Below are 18,671 nucleotides of genomic sequence, written 5' to 3' on the forward strand. Positions count from 1 at the left end.
CTTTGCATGTGAATTAAAATTCTACTTATTGAACATATTAAAATATTTTATATCACTCTTTGGAGGCAATTTTTATGAAAGTTCCTTTTCTTGATTTGAAAGCTCAATATAATACAATTAAAGACGAAGTTTTGCCCGCAATTCATAATGTACTTGAAAATACAGCTTATGTATTAGGAAAACCCGTTTTTGAATTTGAATCGCGTTTTGCAGCTGAACATGGAGCAAAACATTGCGTTGCTTTAAGTTCCGGAACAGATGGAAATCATGTTGCTTTATGGGCATTGGGAATTAAACCGGGAGATGAAATTATTATCCCAGCTAATACTTTTATTGCAACTGCATGGGGTGCAACTTTATGCGGCGCAACTCCTGTTTTTGTAGATTGTCATCCAGAAAGTTACAATATTGATCCTTCCAAAGTTGAAGCCGCAATTACTCCTAAAACCAAAGCTATTGTGGCAGTCCATTTATACGGACAAGCAGCCGATATGGATCCGCTAAGAGAAATTGCAAAAAAACATAATATTTATTTGCTTGAAGATGCTGCTCAATCACACTTTGCAGAATATAAAGGTAAAAGAATTGGAGCACTTTCAGATATTACTTCTTATAGTTTTTATCCTGGTAAAAATCTTGGGGCATATGGTGAAGGCGGTGCAATTACTACAAATAGTGATGAATTAGCTACTTTATCAAAAATGCTTAGAGATCACGGAGGTAAAGAAAAATATAATCATGAAATTCTTGGCCATAATTATAGAATGGAAGGAATTCAAGGAGCTGTATTAGGCGTTAAGTTGAATCATTTGAATAATTGGACTGATGGAAGAAGAAGTGTAGCAGCAAAATATAGAGAGCTTCTGTCGGATGTTAATGGAATTAAACTTCCCACTGAAATGGATTATGCAAAACATGTTTATCATCTCTTCGTAATTCAAGTATTAGGCAAAGACGGTGAAGGAAGATCTGAAGTTAGAAACAATTTGCAAAAATTTCTTGGTGATAATGATATTGCAACAGGTTTACATTACCCGCTTCCTTTACATCAGCAAAAATGTTTTGAAAATTTAGGGTATAAATACGGAGATTTTCCAGTAACTGAAGCTTTAGCAGAACAAGGATTATCTTTACCTATGTTTCCGGAATTAACTGACGAACAAATAAATTTTGTTTCGGAAAAAATTCATGAGTTCTTTAAAAAATAATTTTATTGTAAGAGGTTAAAATGAAAGTTGGAATTATTGGATTAGGATATTGGGGTCCAAACTTAGTTAGAAATTTTATGGCACATCCGGAAGTTCAGCAGGTATATGGATGCGATTTAAGTGATGACAGATTAAAATTCATTAAATCAAGATTTCCCTCGGTAGAAGTTTTAAAGGATTATAACGAACTGCTGCTTAAAGATATCGACATTATTGCAATCGCAACTCCTGTTGATACGCATTTCAAATTTGGAAAAATGGCTCTTGATGCAGGAAAAAACATTTGGGTCGAGAAACCATTTACCGCAACTTCTAATGAAGCAATTCAATTAATTGAAATAGCTGAAAAAAAGAATCTAAAAATATTTGTTGATCACACATTTATCTATACAGGAGCTGTCCAAAAAATGCGTCAACTTGTCGATTCAGGAGAAATGGGTGAAATTAGGTATTTTGATTCCGTAAGAATTAACCTAGGTTTGTTCCAGCACGATGTAAATGTGATTTGGGATTTGGCACCTCATGATTTATCAATTATGAATTATCTTATGCCGAATTATAAAGTTTCTGCAGTTTCAGCTCATGGAATTGCAAATTATTATGATCATGAAAACGTAGCTCATCTTTCTGTCTATTTTGAAAATAATTGCTTTGCTCATTTTCATGTAAATTGGACATCCCCGGTAAAAATAAGAAGAATGCTTGTCGGCGGAGATAAAAAAATGCTCGTTTTTGATGATATGGAAAACTTTGAAAAAATTAAAGTTTACGACGCAGGAGTTGAAATGTCATCCAAAGAAAAAATTCACGAAGCCCTTGTGCAATATAGAATGGGTGATATGTATTCGCCAAAAGTTAAAGCAACAGAAGCATTAGCATTGGGTGCCTCTGAATTTATTTCTGCAATTAAAGAAAACAGAGCTCCTATTACAAATGGTGTTGACGGATTAAATGTTGTTAAAATTTTAGAAGCAAGTGAAAAATCAATTAAAAATAAAGGCAAGCTAATTGAAATCAATCAGTTAGAATCAGTTAAATAATTTGGATTTCTTATGGAAAAGAAAAATATCAATAATGTAAAATTAGGAAAAGATGTTAGAATTTTCGACTTTGTTAATTTGTACGGATGTTCAATTGATGACGGAACAAAAGTCGGTACTTTTGTTGAAATTCAAAAAGGCGCATCAATTGGCAAAAATTGCAAAATTTCATCGCACACTTTTATTTGTGAAGGTGTTCACATTGGCGACGGAGTTTTTGTAGGGCATAATGTTACATTTATAAATGATAAATATCCGCGTGCGGTAAATCCAGATGGCAGTATGCAAACTGAAGCTGATTGGAAACTAATTGAAACATTTGTAAAAGATAAAGTTTCAATTGGTTCATCTTCTACAATTATGGGTGGCGTTACAATTGGTGAAAATTCAATAATAGGTGCCGGAGCAGTAGTAACAAAAGATGTTCCTGCAAATGTTGTTGTAGCCGGTGTACCTGCTAAAATCATTAAAAAATTATAATCAATCCTTAAAAGCCGTTAAAATTTAACGGCTTATCTATATTTCTTCCTAATTTTAAATAAAAAAATAATACTATATTTAATTTTGTGTTAAAATTAAACTTGGTAAAAAATTGGTCAATAATTCCGAAAAAATACGAGAACAAAAATTTTCAGTTGTTATTCCTTGCCGTAATGAAGAAAGATATATAGGTAAATGTTTAGATTCTATTTTTAATCAAAATTATCCAATATCAAAAATTGAAATAATTGTTGTTGACGGAATTTCTGAGGATAATACAATAAATATTATTAAGGAATATCAAAAAAAATTCAATAACATTATTTTGTTAACAAATCAATTTAAAAAAACTCCTCAAGGCTTAAATATTGGTATAAAAAATTCTTCCGGCGAAATAATTGTAATACTTGGCGCTCACGCTACAATTGATAAAAATTTTATTAAGTTCAATAATGAGTTAATCCAGGAAAAAAATGTTTATGTAACTGGCGGAACACAAGAAAATTTGGGGTTAACTTTTACTCAAAACTTAATTGGAACTGCTATGGAGCTTCCGTTTGCAATGGGAAGTGCGAAGTACAGATGGAGTAATAAAGAACAATATGTTGACACTGTTGTTTACGCTGCGTATAAAAAGGAACTTTTTAATGAAATTGGATATTTTGAAGAAAATTTTACAATATCGGAAGATGCCGAATTAAATTGGAGAATTAGAAATGCCGGATACAAAATATTATATTCACCCAAAATCAAAAGTTACTATTATCCGAGAGATTCCATAATAAGTTTTATTAAACAAATTTTTAGATATGGAATTCTTAGAGTAAATGTTGTTAAAAAACATTTTAATTCAATTAAACTACTTCATTTAATTCCGCCAATTTTTGTTATTATTTTGATTATTACTTTTTTAACTAGCTTATTATATAAAGTTGGTTTTAATGTCTTATTGATCGAGCTCGGAATTTATTTTTTAATAAATATTATCACGATCTTTTTGAAATTATTTCCTAATAAATTAAGTTATTTATTATTTATGCCTTTTTTAATTTTTATTATGCACATTAGTTGGGGAACAGGTTTTATATATGGACTTATAAAATCTAAAGAAACTGTAATTTAATATTTTTATTTAAAATTGAATAAAAAATTAGAAAAAATATTTGTAGTAGGAATCGATTTTTTAACGATAAATCTTACTTGGTTTGTATATTATTTTGTAAGAGTAAATTCCGGGTTATTCAGCATATTTACTTCACCGGAATTTTTTCTTAGTATGCTGATTATTTATTTCTATTGGCTGCTAATTTTTACATTTGTAGGAATGTATAGAACCTGGTTTGCAAGCTCACGTTTTGATGAATTAACTTCTTTATTCAAAGCTTCATTTGCAGGAATCTTTATTCTTTTTACTCTTATATTGTCTGACGATTTATTGCACAATGAACAATCCGGAAATCGTTTTTTAATATTTTTTTATTGGGGAATGTTTCTTTTTTTCGTTGGTTTCGGAAGGTTGTTTGTACGAAGCTTGCAAAGAAAACTACTTATCAATGGCTTTGGAAGAAGAAATACACTAATTGTCGGATTCAATTCAAAAGCTAAAGATATTCATAGAAAAATTCAAAAATACCGAGGACTCGGACTTGACGTTGCCGGATACATTGCGGTGAATGAAAAAAATATTGGTAAAAAATTTGACGGTGTAGAAGTTTTGGATAATGTTACAAATATTGAAAAAGTTATAAAAAAAGTTAATGCTCAAGAAGTGATTTTATCTTTAGAAAAAAATGAAGATGATATACTGATATATGTTATTTCAAAATGCGAGGATGAAAAAGTTAATCTCAAAATTGTTCCGGACTTATACGAAATTATAAGCGGTCAAGCACGAACAATGCAGATTTATGGTTTTCCTTTAATAGACATCATGCCGCAGCTCATGCCGGAATGGGAAAAAAAAGTTAAAAGATTTTTGGATATTTTTTTCTCACTAATTGGTATAATATTTTTATCGCCGATTTTATTGATTGTTTCAATTTTAATAAAATTAGACAGTAAAGGTCCATTAATTTTTAAGCAGGAAAGAACCGGAATGAATGGAAAGGTGTTTAATGTTTATAAATTTCGATCAATGGTTAAAGATGCCGAAAGAAAATCGGGACCGGTTTGGTCTTCAAAAGATGATCCGAGAATAACAAATGTGGGAAAGTTTATTAGAAAAGTAAGAATTGATGAAATTCCTCAAATGTTCAACGTTTTAAAAGGTGAAATGAGTTTAGTCGGGCCTAGACCGGAACGACCTTTTTTTGTTGAGAAATTAGCTAAAGAAATTCCGTTATATAAAAGAAGATTAAAAGTTCGACCTGGAATAACGGGTTGGGCACAAGTAAAACATAAGTATGATGAAAGCATTGAAGATGTTCATACAAAATTAAGATTTGACCTTTTTTATATAGAAAATATGTCATTAAGAATGGATTTTAAAATTTTATTCAGAACAATATTTGTTGTAATATTCGGCAAGGGACATTTCGAGTGAAATCAATTGTTATTATACCAACATTTAATGAGTTGAACAATATTAAGAAATTAGTACCTGAGCTTTTAACTCTTTATGAGAATTTAGATATTCTCGTTGTCGATGATAACTCGCCCGACGGAACGGGAAGTTTTATAGATAATTTAAGCAAAGACAACTCTAGAGTTAAATTAATTTCACGGGTTAAAAAGCAAGGACTTGGAACAGCATATGTCGCCGGTTACAAATATATGCTTAAAAATGGTTATGATATTGCGTTTCAAATGGACGCTGATTTTTCTCATGATCCAAAAGAAATTTCTAATTTTTTAAAGTATGTTGATGAATATGATCTTATAATTGGAAGCAGATACATTCAAGGAGTTAATGTTATAAACTGGCCAATGAAAAGACTGTTGCTGAGTTATTTTGCAAATTATTATACTAAAGTTATTACTGGATTACCGCTTAAAGACAGCACCGGCGGCTTTAAATGTTTTAAACGAAAAGTTTTAGAAACAATAAATCTTGATGAGATCAAATCAAACGGCTACGCATTTCAGATCGAAATGAATTACAAAGCATGGATAAAAGGATTTAAATTGAAAGAAGTCTCTATAATTTTTATGGATAGAGTTGCTGGTACTTCAAAAATGTCGAAAAAAATTGTTAAAGAAGCAATCTTCAGAGTTTGGAAATTACGATTTAGACACATGCTTGGAATTTTGAAATAATAAATGATTGATCTATCAATAATAATCGTTAATTATAACGTAAAGGAATATTTATTGAATTTGCTTGATTCTATAAAACAAGCTTCAAAGAATATTTCTACTGAAATAATTGTTGTTGATAATAATTCCGATGACGGCAGCATTCCCGCAATAAATGAAAAATATCCGGAAGTTCGTACTATTCAAAACAACGTAAATGTTGGTTTTGGAGCAGCAAATAATCAAGCATTGGAAATTTCTTCCGGTAAATTTATTTTACTTTTAAATCCTGATACTATAGTAAGAGAAAATACATTTTCTGAAATGATAAATTTTCTTGAACAAAATCCAAAAGTTGGAATTGCAGGTTGTAAAGTCTTAAATCCCGATGGCACTCTTCAATTAGCCTGTAGAAGAAGTTTTCCAAAACCCTGGGTTTCCTTTACAAAAGTTACCGGTTTGAGCAAAATTTTTCCGAATAGTAAATTGTTCGCAAAATATAATTTGACATATCTTGACGAAAATAAATCATATGAAGTCGACGCAATTTCCGGTTCGTTTATGATGATGACCAGAGAAGCGTATAATAAAGTTGGCGGATTTGATACCGATTTTTTTATGTACGGCGAAGATTTAGATTTGTGTTATAGAATTCAAAAAGCTGGTTTAAAAGTATTTTATGTGCACAAAACGGAAATTATTCATTACAAAGGAGAAAGTACAAAACGAAGTAAAATTGACGAGACGAAAATCTTTTATAATGCGATGCATCTTTTTGTAAGTAAACATTTTTCTTCTTCATTTATCGTAGAAATCATTCTACAATTTGCAATAATATTGCGTAAAGCTTTTGCTTTTGCAAATAAAAATAAACTCGTCATTATTTCCGTAACTTTTGATTTTATAATTTACATTTTTCTAATTTATTTCTCAGAACAAATTCATTCAAATGAAAAATGGCCCGGTTTTCCAGACATATTCAAACCTTGGGTCTACATAATTCCAGCGGTTATTCAAATTTTAATTTCTACTTTGAGCGGAGTTTATAAAAGAAATTCCTTTTCTGTGTTGAAAAATTTTATTGCTTTGTTCATTGGAATGGTTGCAATTACATCATTGACTTTTTTCTTTAAACAATTTGCTTTCAGTAGAGTTGTAGTTTTGTTAACATACGTATTTGCCGTTATTGCGTTTTCGTTGTGGCGAATAATTTACAAATTAATTTGGCTCAATAAATCATCGAGTAACGATTTGCCTTTAAGAACCGTTCTTGTTGGAATTGACGGAACAGCATTAAATTTTTTAAATAAACTTCGATCTAATTTAACTATTCAATATAAATTAGTCGGATTAATTGGATTGAATATCAAAGATATTGATAAGCAAATAGAGAATTTAAAAGTGATTGGTTCACTGGAAAATTTAACTAAAGTAATTCGTGAACATCAAATTAGCAATGTTATTTTTTCAACAGAAAGCATTGGCTTCGATAAAATTTTTTCAACAGTTTCACAGTGCCAAGGTGAAAACGTTAATTTTTTAATGTCCGGAAGCGAACTTGATTTTATGGTAGGTAAATCGACCATAACTCATGTTGAAAATGTTCCGCTGTTAAAAGTTGAATATAATATTTCTATGTTTATTCATAAATTTATTAAAAGAATTTTTGATATAATTCTTTCCTTAATTTTAATGTTTTTGATTTATCCGTTTGTATGGCTGTTTTCAAAAATTGGTTTGAAAAGAACATTTTTAATTAATTCACTTTTACAAATTCCTGAAGTTTTTATTGGAAGAAAAAGTTTTGTCGGTCCGCAAAATGAGGAATTTTATCAGGATTTATATTTGGGAAAAAAGGGAATTACAGGACTTTGGTTTACTGAAAATATAAATGAAAACGACGTAGAAGAAAAAATCAGAATAAATTTATTTTATGCAAAAAATCAAAATATATGGTTAGATTTAGAAATATTAGGTAAATCTATTTCTAAAATATTTGAAAACATGGAGAAATAATGGCAAAAAATATATTGGAATTTGAAAAACCAATCTTTGAGCTTGAAAAGAAAATTGAGGAAATGAAAAAACTTGAGGACAATCTTGATATAACCGCGGAAATTTCAAATTTGGAAAGTAAGGTAAATCTACTTAAAAAAAATATATATGAAAATTTAACTCGATGGCAGAGAGTGCAGCTTGCCCGGCATTCGGAAAGACCTTATACTCTTGATTATATTTTCTTAATGACTGAGAATTTTATTGAACTTCACGGTGACAGACATTTTAAAGACGATAAAGCAATAGTCGGCGGATTTGCGACTATTGATGGTCAAAAAGTAATGTTAATCGGACATCAAAAAGGAAGAGATACAAAATCAAATTTGGAAAGAAATTTTGGAATGCCCAATCCGGAAGGATATAGAAAAGCTTTACGATTGATGAAACTTGCCGAGAAATTTAATATTCCAATTGTTACTTTATTGGATACTCCGGGCGCATACCCGGGAATTGAAGCCGAAGAAAGAGGTCAAGCCGAAGCAATTGCAAAAAATCTATTTGAAATGAGCCGTTTGAAAGTTCCGGTAATTGTTGTTATTATTGGTGAAGGCGCTAGCGGCGGCGCGTTGGGAATGGGCGTTGGCGACAGAATTTTAATGCTAGAAAATACTTGGTATTCTGTAATAAGTCCCGAATCTTGTTCCAGTATTTTATGGAGAAGCTGGGAATTTAAAGAACAAGCTGCAGAAGCTTTAAAATTAACCGCACCGGATTTACTTGAATTAAATATTATCGATAGAATAGTTCCTGAACCACTTGGCGGAGCCCACAGAGATCACAAAGTAATAGCTGATACATTAAAACAAATTTTAATTGAAGAAATTTCGCTGTTAAAGAAAATTAAACCGGAAAAATTAATTTCAAATAGAATTGAGAAATTCGGTAAAATGGGAGTGTACCAAGAATAATTATGCTCTCTCATACAACTTCAATTAGAGTAAGATATGCTGATACAGACAAAATGCAGTTTGTGTATAATGGTAAATATTTAGAGTATTTTGAAGTGGGTAGAACTGAATTGTTGCGAAGCTGCGGATTAGCATATAGTGAATTGGAAAAAATTGGTTATCAACTGCCTCTAATTGAAGCCGGATTAAAATATAAAATGCCCGCATATTATGATGATGTTTTACTTAATTACGGCAAAAATTTCTGAATTATATTCCGCAAAAGTACACATAGAATATTCTATTAAAAGAGAAAACTCCGAAGAAATATTAGTAACAGGATTTACAACTCACATGTTTATTAGGGAAGAAACAAAAAGACCGACCAAACCACCTGAAATTTATATAAACGCTCTCAAAAAATATTTTGTGTAAATTTTGCAAAATGAAGAATTCCGATGTTAGATAAAATTAAAGAATTAACAAAAGACACGGCACTTTACGGAATAAGCACAATTGTTGGAAGATTTTTAGGATTTATTTTGGTTCCGTTTTATACCAATGTATTTTCTCCAACAGATTTTGGTATTCAATCATATATTTATGCTTTTTTAGCATTTGCAAATATTGTTTACATCTACGGTATGGATGCCGCGTTTATGAAATACGCTACTGTTGAAGAAAGCGATAAAAGAAAAGTTTATTCTACCGGTTATATTTTTGTTACAGTTACAACTTTACTATTTTCTATTTTTCTAGTACTAATTCATCAATGGCTTGCTGATAAAGCAGATTTATCGGATTATTCTTATATTTTATTATATGTAATTGGAATACTGTTTCTTGATACTGCCACGTTAATTCCATTTTCAAATCTTCGTTTAGAGAGAAAAGCTTTCAAATTTGCCTTAATAAAAATCATTAATATTTTGATAAATGTCGGCTTAAATTTTATTCTTATTCTAAAATATAAATTTGGAATTGAAGCAATTTTCATAAGCAATTTAGCCGCTTCAATTTTTTCTTTCGTCACACTAATTCCGGATATTTACAGAAATTTGGAATTTACGATTAATAAATTTTATCTTAAGAAAATGCTGTTTTTCGGATTGACATATTTGCCCGCAAGCGTTGCCGCAATGATTGTCCAAGTTATTGATGTGCCAATTGTTCGTGCTCTTACAAACGAAGCAACATTAGGAATTTACCGGGCAAATTATAAACTCGGAATTTTTATGATGCTTTTCGTTTCCATGTTTCAATATGCTTGGCAGCCGTTTTTCCTAACAAATGCAAAGGAAGAAAACGCCAAAAAAATATTTTCAAAAGTACTCAGTCTATTTTTAATTTTTTCAAGTTTTATGTGGATAATACTTTCCCTTTTTATTGATAATATTGCAAGTCTTCAATTTTATCACGGCAGAAGTATGATTGGCAAAGAGTATTTAACCGGAATTTATATAGTTCCAATTATTCTTCTTTCATATATTTTTCATGGTCTTTATATAAATTTTATTGCCGGAATTTACTTGGAAGAGAAAACAAAATATCTTCCGGCTATTACCGGAATTGGCGCGTTAATAAATATTGTCAGCAACTTTATATTAGTACCTGTTATTGGAATTTTCGGCGGCGCGATTTCAACATTATTTAGTTACATTTTTATGTCTATCGGAATTTTTATAGTATCGCAGAAATTTTATAAAATTGATTATGAATATTCTGTGATAATAAAAATTATGACAATAATATTTTTGGTTTGCGGCGTTTTCTATTATTATGTGTTTACTACAGGAATTACGTTTTCAATAAAAATTATTCTATTACTTTTTTATTTCAGCGCTTTTGCAATATTAAAAATTGTAAAGAAAAAAGATATAAGTTCAACTTTGAATTTAATATTCAAAAAGAAAAATAATCCGGCTGTATAGATTTTTACATTCTCTAAAGGTAATGTTGTATATTTTTGGATTATCTTACCTATTTTTGAACTGAAAAATTGACTCAACTTTTTTCCTTAATATATGTCTAAATAAAAAAAATTTAATCCATATTTTTTTACATAGATATTCAATTATTACTTAACAGTAAATAACTTTTTTAAACTGCAAGTTTTTCCTTTACATATTTTTTTATAAATTCATTTTGTAAATCTTCCAAAATAAATCCTAATCCTTATGAAAAAAATCGATTTAAATATTAAACGAATTTCAAAAACATTTGAAGATATTTCTCTTCCTGCTTATTCAACCGAGGGAAGTTCAGGCATGGATATAAGAGCGGCAGTTGAAAGCGAAATAATTCTTAAAGCCGGAAAAATTGTTTTAGTCCCGACGAATTTATCTGTTGAAATTCCAATCGGGTATGAAATTCAAGTTAGACCGAGAAGCGGATTAGCCGCAAAAAACGGAATCGGTGTTTTAAATTCACCGGGAACAATAGATTCTGATTACCGAGGCGAATTAAAAATAATTTTGTTTAACTTTGGCGAAGAAGATTTTATTATTAAACGAGGCGATAGAATTGCTCAATTAGTTTTAGCGCAAGTAATTTTAGCAAATATTAATCAAGTTGAAGATTTAAATTCATCTCAAAGGGGAGAAGGTGGATTTGGTCACACCGGAAAATCTTAGGATGAAAAATAATTATGTGTGATTTTGTACATTTACATAACCATTCTCATTACAGCTTGCAGGATGCTGCATGCACAATTGATTCGTTAATTACCGCAACGCAAAAAAATAATATGCACGCGATAGCATTAACCGATCACGGTGTTATGTACGGCATTTCCGAATTCTATAAAAAAGCAAAGAAAGCGCATATCAAACCAATAATCGGTGTTGAAGCTTACATCAATTTTGAAGGAACACGTTTTGAAAAAAACGAAAGCACGAATTTAAGGAAAAAATCAAAACAATATAATCATCTTGTACTTATTGCAAAAAATGAGGTTGGATATAAAAATTTAATTAAACTTTCTACGTTGGGTTTTACTGAAGGATTTTATTATAAACCACGAATCGATTTGGATTTGCTGCGTGAAAGATCAGAAGGATTAATTTGTACTTCAGCATGTTTGGCCGGACCTGTTGCCAGTCATTTGCTCAACGGTGATTATCAAAAAGCTAAGGAAAATTCAATAATCCTGCATGAAATTTTTGGCGATGATTTTTATCTTGAATTACAAGATCATGGGCAGGAAGAGGATAAAGCTGTATTGGAAGGAATTCCAAAACTTTCCAAAGAACTTGGAATTCCTATGATTGCGACAAATGACATTCATTACATTGAAAAAGAACACGCAATTGCCCATAATATTTTACTATTGCTATCAGATAAAACCGGAACTAAAGATTATAAAGAATTAAGATATAGAACAGATGAAATTTATTTTAAGTCATCAGAGCAAATGAAAAAATTATTTTCTTCATACAAAGGAGCAATTGAAAATACATTGGCGGTTGAAGAAAAAATTAACGTTAGTCTGGATTTTGAAAAATTTCATTACCCAATATTTCCAATTCCAGATAACTCAAACGCAAAAAATTTAGATGAGTATTTCGAAATCCTTGCCAGAGAAGGACTTCACAAAAGATTTGATAAATTAAATACAACTATTGAAGACAGATTCAAATATGAAGTTGAAATTATTAAAACCATGGGTTATTCCGGATATTTTTTAATTACTCAAGATTTTATTAATGCCGCAAAAAATAAGGGAATTCCTGTCGGCCCGGGAAGAGGAAGTGCCGCCGGGAGCTTGGTTGCTTATTCATTGGGAATTACAAATGTAAATCCGCTTGAATATGATTTATTGTTTGAAAGATTCTTAAATCCTTCAAGAAAATCAATGCCCGATATTGATATTGATTTTGCAGATGATCAGCGCGGTGAAGTTATTGAGTATGTAAAAGAAAAATATGGTGAAAATTCCGTTAGTCAAATTATAACATTTAATAGATTATCATCGAAAGCGGTTTTAAGAGATGTTGCTAGAGTTTTAAATATTCCTATACCAACCGTAAATAATATTACTAAGTGGATCCCTTCAAAATTTGGAAGAGTTTTTACAATAGATCAAGCATTGGATGAAGTTCCTGAATTGAAATGGGTAAAAGATTCCGACGATGAAAATATTCAAAACTTATTTAAGTACGCAAGAATTTTAGAAGGTATGAATAGAAACGCCAGCAAACACGCTGCCGGCGTTGTTATAACTCCAGGTGAAGTAAGTGATTTGGTTCCCTTAGCTTCTGCAGGAGCAAACGGCGATCTTGTAACTCAGTATAACATGAAGGAATTGGATTCAGCCGGAATTCTAAAAATGGATTTTTTAGGTTTGCGGACTTTGACAATAATTCGCGACACAATTGATTTAATTAAGTTAACCCAAAATATTGATATAGATATAGATTCAATTCCAATAGATGATGAGAAAACGTATAAACTTTTTTGGAATGGGCAGACTACCGGAGTGTTCCAATTTGAATCTGCTCCAATGAAAGAACATTTAAAGAATTTAAAACCGACTTCAATAAAAGATCTTTCTGCAATGAATGCTTTATACCGTCCGGGTCCAATGGATTTTATTCCGGATTTTATTGATAGAAAGCATGGCAAAAAACCAATTGAGTATTTACACTCATCTTTGGAAGAAATTTTAAGTGAAACTTATGGAATTATTGTTTACCAAGAACAAGTTATTCAAATTGCAAATAAAATTGCGGGAATGACACTTGCCGAAGCCGATATCTTAAGAAGAGCAATGGGTAAAAAGATTTAGATGAAATGCAGAGACAAAAAAGTAAATTTGTTGATGGAGCCGTAAGAAGCGAAATTCCGCAAAAAATTGCAGAAGAAATATTTGTTGTAATTGATAAATTCGCAAATTATGGATTTAACAAAAGTCATGCAGTTGCTTATTCTGTTGTTGCCTATCAGACCGCCTATTTAAAGGCTAATTTTACACCTGAGTTTTTGGCAGCAAACCTTACAAACGAATTTGGAAATCCGGATAAAGTTACGTTATTACTTGAAGATTGCAGAAAATTAAAAATTCCTGTCATGGTTCCGGATATAAATAGACCTTCGGTTAAATTTAATGTTGATAAAGGAAAAATAGTTTTTGGCATGTCCGCAATTAAAAATGTTGGGGTTAATGCCGTTAAAGCTATAGAAGATTCGCATAAAAATTTAAATAGAAATTTCAAAAGTATATATGATTTTACATCCAATGTTGATACAAGAATTGTAAATAAAAGAGCTTTGGAAGGATTAGTGCTTGCCGGCGCTTTTGATTCTGTTGATGGAGGAAGAGCCAAAAATTTTGCTGCAATTGAAAGCGCGCTTTCTTTTGGTAATAAAGTTCAATCGGCAATGGAAAATCAAAAAGAAAGTTTGTTTGGTGATATAGAAGCGGTGGATTTTACAGAACCAATACTACCCGATGTTGAAGAATGGGATCAAAAATATGCGCTTGCTAAGGAACGTGAAGCTTTAGGATTTTATTTATCCGATCATCCGCTTAGAAAATATGAAATTGAATATAATTCCTTTTCAACCATAAAATTAGGTGATCCAGATACATATAATTTTTTAGATAGTGTAAGAGCATGCGGAGTTGTTACCTCAATTAGGACAAGAATGGATAAGTCCGGAAAAAATATGGCATTTTTTACTTTAGATGATTTTTCCGGTTCATGCGAATGTATAATGTTCGGCAAAGCTTATAGTGAACTTGGCAGTTTAATAGTTCCCGAGTCAACGATTATGGTGATTGGTAAATTAGAGAGCAGTGGAGACGCAGTAAAACTTCACGCCGATGACGCAATTTCACTGGATAAAGTTGCACAAAAATTTACAAAAAGCATCGGAATTTTATTCGATGAAGAAAAACACACGCCTGATACCGTAAAAAAAATAAAAGCAATCTTTGATAAAAATGACGGCAAAATTCCTGTTTGGGTTTATGTAAAAATTAATGGTTCTTCTAAAAGATATATTATTCAAAATAAAGTATCTGTAAACGAAAAATTAATACAAAAATTATATGAATTTCTTGGCGAGGATTCAGTTGCTCTTCAAACTATGTAAAAGTTATTAAATTATCAATTATTGATTTAGCTTTTTTATTTATTTAATTTTTACAAACAAATATACAAACAAAGGAAAACATGACACAAAAATGGGCATTAATTTTAGGTGCATCAAGCGGGTTTGGCGGTGCATCTGCAATCGAATTAGCTAAGAACGGTTATAATATTTTTGGAATTCATTTAGATCGTCAAAGTACAATGCATAAAGTTGATCTAATAATTAAAAAAATAGAAAAAACCGGTCATCAAGCTGTATTTTATAATATGAATGCTGCCGATCAATTGAAAAGAAACGATACCCTTGATGAAATAAAAGAAAGATTTGCCACAAAAGAACATCCATTAATTAACGTACTTATCCATTCATTAGCCTTTGGAGCTTTAAAACCGTTTATAACTAAATCTCCTAATGATTGTATTTCCAAATCGCAAATGGAAATGACACTTGATGTAATGGCGCATACTTTAGTTTATTGGACCCAGGGTTTGGTTCATAGAGATTTACTTGCAAAAGGTGCCAGAATATTCGCTTTAACAAGTGCCGGTTCGCAACAAGTAATACCGACTTATGGGGCTGTATCTGCCGCAAAAGCAGCATTAGAAGCGCATATTCGTCAGCTTTCAGTTGAATTAGGCTCAATGCGAATAACCGCAAATGCAATTATGGCAGGAGTAACTGATACACCTGCTTTAAGAAAAATTCCTGGTAATGAATTGATGATTAAAGCTGCAAGGGAAAAAAACCCTATGGGAAAACTCACTGTTCCCGAAGAAGTTGCTAAAGCAATTGTAATGTTATGTAATCCTGAAGCAGATTGGATAACCGGCAACGTTATTGGTGTTGACGGCGGAGAATACAATGTAAGCTATACAGGAGAAATTATTTGTAAACCTGTTAAATAGGGAGAAATTTATGTTCGAATTCGGTTTTTCTGAAGACCAGCAAATGCTGCGTGAAATGGTAAGGGATTTTACTAATAAAGAAATTAAACCAATTTCTTCAAAAATTGACGAAGAAGGTAAAATTCCAAAAGAATTATTAAATAAATTAGGTGAGATTGGAATATTGGGAATTTCATTTCCCGAAGAGTACGGCGGAGGCGGATTTGGTGAAGTTGGTTACTGCATTGCACAAGAAGAAATTGCTAGAGGCTGTATGTCGACCGCAACAACAATTGGTGCGCATCAATCAATTGGTGCTAATGTTATTTATCTCGGCGGAAATGAAAATCAAAAAAAGAAATATCTAACTCCTTTGGCAAATGGAGAAAAAATAGCTGCATTTTGTTTAACAGAAGCACAAGCAGGATCAGACTCATTTAATTTAAAAACAAAAGCAGAAAAAATTGATGACAATTGGATTTTAAATGGCGAAAAATTATGGATTACAAACGGAGGAATTGCGGATATCGTTTCTGTTTTTGCTAGAACCCCAAAAGGAATAAGCGCATTTATTGTTGAAACTAATTCGCAAGGATTTTTTGCAGGTCCCCCTGAAAAGAAAATGGGAATTAAAGGCAGTACAACAAATGCAATCACATTTGATAATGTAAAAATTCCTGAAGAAAATTTAATCGGAACTGATGGCAGAGGGTTTCTTTTAGCAATGAAAACGCTTGATGCAGGCAGACTTGGTTTGGGTGCCGCTTGTTTAGGAGCCGCTAAAGAATTATTGGAAATGTCTGCTCAATATGCTCAGGAAAGAGAACAGTTTGATGAACCGATAAGCCATTTTCAAGCAATTCAATTTTATTTAGCTGAAATGGCAACAATGATTTATAATATGGAATCTATTGTTTATAGAACAGCAGTTGAATATGATAAAGGAAAGAACATTTCGCGCCAATCAGCAATGGTAAAATTATATTGTTCAGAATCCTTAGACGAAATTGCTGACAGAGCTGTGCAGATTCATGGCGGTATGGGATACTCGAGAGAATTGCCGATTGAAAGATTCTATAGAGATTCCAGAATAAATAGGATTTTTGAAGGCACAAATGAAATTCAAAAAACAATTATAGCCAGAGATATTTTAAAGAAAAAAGGAACAATGTAAGCATATAAAATAAAGGAGAAAATTTTAATGAAACCAATAACATTTACTGATGATAATTTTGAAAATGAAGCCATAAATTCTGAATTACCTGTTTTGATTGATTTTTGGGCTGCATGGTGCGGTCCTTGCAGAATGATTGCTCCAATTATTGAAGAACTTGCCGATGAATTTAATGGAAAATTAAAAGTGGGTAAATTAGACGTTGACGTTAATCAGCAAACCGCAATAAAATACGGAGTTAGAAGCATACCTACGGTTTTGTTATTAAAAGATGGAAAAGTTAAAGACACTATTATAGGCGCTGTTCCAAAAGCAGTATTTTTAGATAAAATAAAAGCGCTATAATAAAATTCAAAAAATATTGAAACTTGGATAATTAAATTACTTCTATCCAAGTTTTAAATTTATTAGGAGAGCTTTTTTATCTTAAAGTTACTTTTTTTTATATTGTTTGTTTACAATTTAGTAATATTCTCTCAAGACTTTGAAGTGAAAAACTTTAATCAAAGCAATTCTCCAATTTTTTCCAATACAATCCAGACAATAGAATTTGATAAAAAAAACATAGTTTGGTTCGGCTCATCCGATGCAGGGTTAATTAGGTTTGATGGAAATGAATTTACTAATTTTAACATAAATAATTCAAACTTACCTCATAATAATGTTTACACTTTGGCTTTAGATTCATCAAATTTTCTTTGGATAGGAACATTTGGAGGCGGTGCCGCAAAAATGGACTTGTCTGATAGTCAAATAATTGTTTATAACGTTGATAATTCGGGAATTAAACATAACTGGATTTATTCAATATCTATTGATAAAGAAAATAACAAATGGTTTGGCACATCAGGCAGCGGACTTATTAAATTTGATAATGAAAATTGGACAGAATATAACGATAAAAATTCACCCATTCCAACTTATAAAGTTCCGTCTGTTTTCATTGATAAAAGCAATAATAAATGGGTAGGAACATTAAAAGGACTGTTAAAATTTGACAACAATAATAATTGGTTTAACTACGCAGAAAATTTAGGCCTGCCGTCCGTGAGTGTTTATTCTGTTATAGTTGATAATGATTCAACCGTTTGGGTTGGTTATAAACACGGCGGAGTTGGTAAGATAAAAAAAAATAAGACAAATCTTTTTACGAGAGAAAATTCGGCGTTACCTTCAAATGTTGTTTATTCATTAGCTGAAGATATAGATGGTTCAATTTGGGTTGGTTCATTTGGTTCAGGACTAATTAGAATAAGCGGAAATGAATGGAAAGTATTTGACAAAACAAATTCTTTTTTGGAAGATAATTTGGTTTATAGAGTTAAAATAGATAAAAATGGTAACAAATATGTTGGAACACATTTTAAGGGAATTTATATTTTTAAGTAAATAAATAAAAATGCTACTAATTTTGTGAATTGAAACTGATAAATTAACTTGTTTTTTTTGTAAATAAGACTAATTATAAATTTAAAATAGCAAATTAAAATTTGTTATTTTTTGCAGAATTTTTTAATATTCAATATTGCTGAATTATTTAATAATAGTAACACACCTAAAGACGGAGGTCTTGATGAATAGTTGTTAAGCATTTTAATTGTACAAACGCT

Annotated in this window: 15 protein-coding genes and 1 pseudogene; all 16 read left to right on the forward strand. The window is 31.0% G+C overall.

The window, feature by feature from the left end; genetic code table 11:
* Positions 1–74: 74 nt before the first annotated feature.
* Complete coding sequence (locus tag IPK06_16170; GenBank protein MBK7981505.1) at positions 75–1,208, forward strand: DegT/DnrJ/EryC1/StrS family aminotransferase; 1,134 nt, start codon at positions 75–77, stop codon at positions 1,206–1,208.
* A gap of 20 nt (positions 1,209–1,228) precedes the next feature.
* Complete coding sequence (locus IPK06_16175) at positions 1,229–2,248, forward strand: Gfo/Idh/MocA family oxidoreductase (GenBank protein MBK7981506.1); 1,020 nt, start codon at positions 1,229–1,231, stop codon at positions 2,246–2,248.
* A gap of 12 nt (positions 2,249–2,260) precedes the next feature.
* Positions 2,261–2,728 carry an N-acetyltransferase gene (locus IPK06_16180; protein MBK7981507.1) on the forward strand — a complete coding sequence of 156 codons (468 nt, stop codon included), beginning with the start codon at positions 2,261–2,263 and terminating at the stop codon, positions 2,726–2,728.
* A gap of 112 nt (positions 2,729–2,840) precedes the next feature.
* Positions 2,841–3,851, forward strand: coding sequence for a glycosyltransferase family 2 protein (locus IPK06_16185; GenBank protein MBK7981508.1), 1,011 nt, complete (start codon positions 2,841–2,843; stop codon positions 3,849–3,851).
* 15 nt (positions 3,852–3,866) lie between these two features.
* A complete protein-coding gene (locus IPK06_16190) occupies positions 3,867–5,270 on the forward strand; it encodes a sugar transferase (protein ID MBK7981509.1) in 1,404 nt (467 codons plus the stop codon).
* Positions 5,267–5,983, forward strand: coding sequence for a polyprenol monophosphomannose synthase (locus IPK06_16195; GenBank protein MBK7981510.1), 717 nt, complete (start codon positions 5,267–5,269; stop codon positions 5,981–5,983). Before IPK06_16190 ends, IPK06_16195 begins: the two co-directional genes overlap by 4 nt.
* A gap of 3 nt (positions 5,984–5,986) precedes the next feature.
* Entirely contained in the window at positions 5,987–7,978 is a 1,992-nt protein-coding gene (locus tag IPK06_16200) for a glycosyltransferase (protein MBK7981511.1), read from the forward strand.
* Positions 7,978–8,928 (forward strand): acetyl-CoA carboxylase carboxyltransferase subunit alpha, encoded by a 951-nt coding sequence (locus tag IPK06_16205; protein MBK7981512.1) that lies wholly within the window; start codon positions 7,978–7,980, stop codon positions 8,926–8,928. The genes IPK06_16200 and IPK06_16205 overlap by 1 nt, the downstream gene beginning before the upstream one ends.
* 2 nt (positions 8,929–8,930) lie before the next feature.
* Positions 8,931–9,176 carry an acyl-CoA thioesterase gene (locus IPK06_16210; GenBank protein MBK7981513.1) on the forward strand — a complete coding sequence of 82 codons (246 nt, stop codon included), beginning with the start codon at positions 8,931–8,933 and terminating at the stop codon, positions 9,174–9,176.
* A 189-nt stretch (positions 9,177–9,365) separates the two neighbouring features.
* Positions 9,366–10,838, forward strand: coding sequence for an oligosaccharide flippase family protein (locus IPK06_16215; protein MBK7981514.1), 1,473 nt, complete (start codon positions 9,366–9,368; stop codon positions 10,836–10,838).
* A 246-nt stretch (positions 10,839–11,084) separates the two neighbouring features.
* Positions 11,085–11,540: a dUTP diphosphatase gene (dut, locus tag IPK06_16220; GenBank protein ID MBK7981515.1), complete on the forward strand. Its 456-nt coding sequence runs from the start codon at positions 11,085–11,087 to the stop codon at positions 11,538–11,540.
* 14 nt (positions 11,541–11,554) lie between these two features.
* Positions 11,555–15,003: pseudogene (gene dnaE / locus IPK06_16225) on the forward strand (DNA polymerase III subunit alpha).
* A gap of 80 nt (positions 15,004–15,083) precedes the next feature.
* Positions 15,084–15,908: an SDR family oxidoreductase gene (locus IPK06_16230; GenBank protein ID MBK7981516.1), complete on the forward strand. Its 825-nt coding sequence runs from the start codon at positions 15,084–15,086 to the stop codon at positions 15,906–15,908.
* A 10-nt stretch (positions 15,909–15,918) separates the two neighbouring features.
* Entirely contained in the window at positions 15,919–17,061 is a 1,143-nt protein-coding gene (locus IPK06_16235; protein MBK7981517.1) for an acyl-CoA dehydrogenase family protein, read from the forward strand.
* A gap of 27 nt (positions 17,062–17,088) precedes the next feature.
* Entirely contained in the window at positions 17,089–17,406 is a 318-nt protein-coding gene (trxA, locus tag IPK06_16240) for a thioredoxin (GenBank protein ID MBK7981518.1), read from the forward strand.
* A 144-nt stretch (positions 17,407–17,550) separates the two neighbouring features.
* The gene (locus IPK06_16245) at positions 17,551–18,450 is read left to right on the forward strand and encodes a hypothetical protein (GenBank protein MBK7981519.1); all 900 of its coding nucleotides are present in this window, start codon (positions 17,551–17,553) and stop codon (positions 18,448–18,450) included.
* The last annotated feature ends 221 nt before the right edge of the window (positions 18,451–18,671 follow it).

Source organism: Ignavibacteriota bacterium, from assembly GCA_016713565.1.
GTDB lineage: Bacteria > Bacteroidota > Ignavibacteria > Ignavibacteriales > Melioribacteraceae.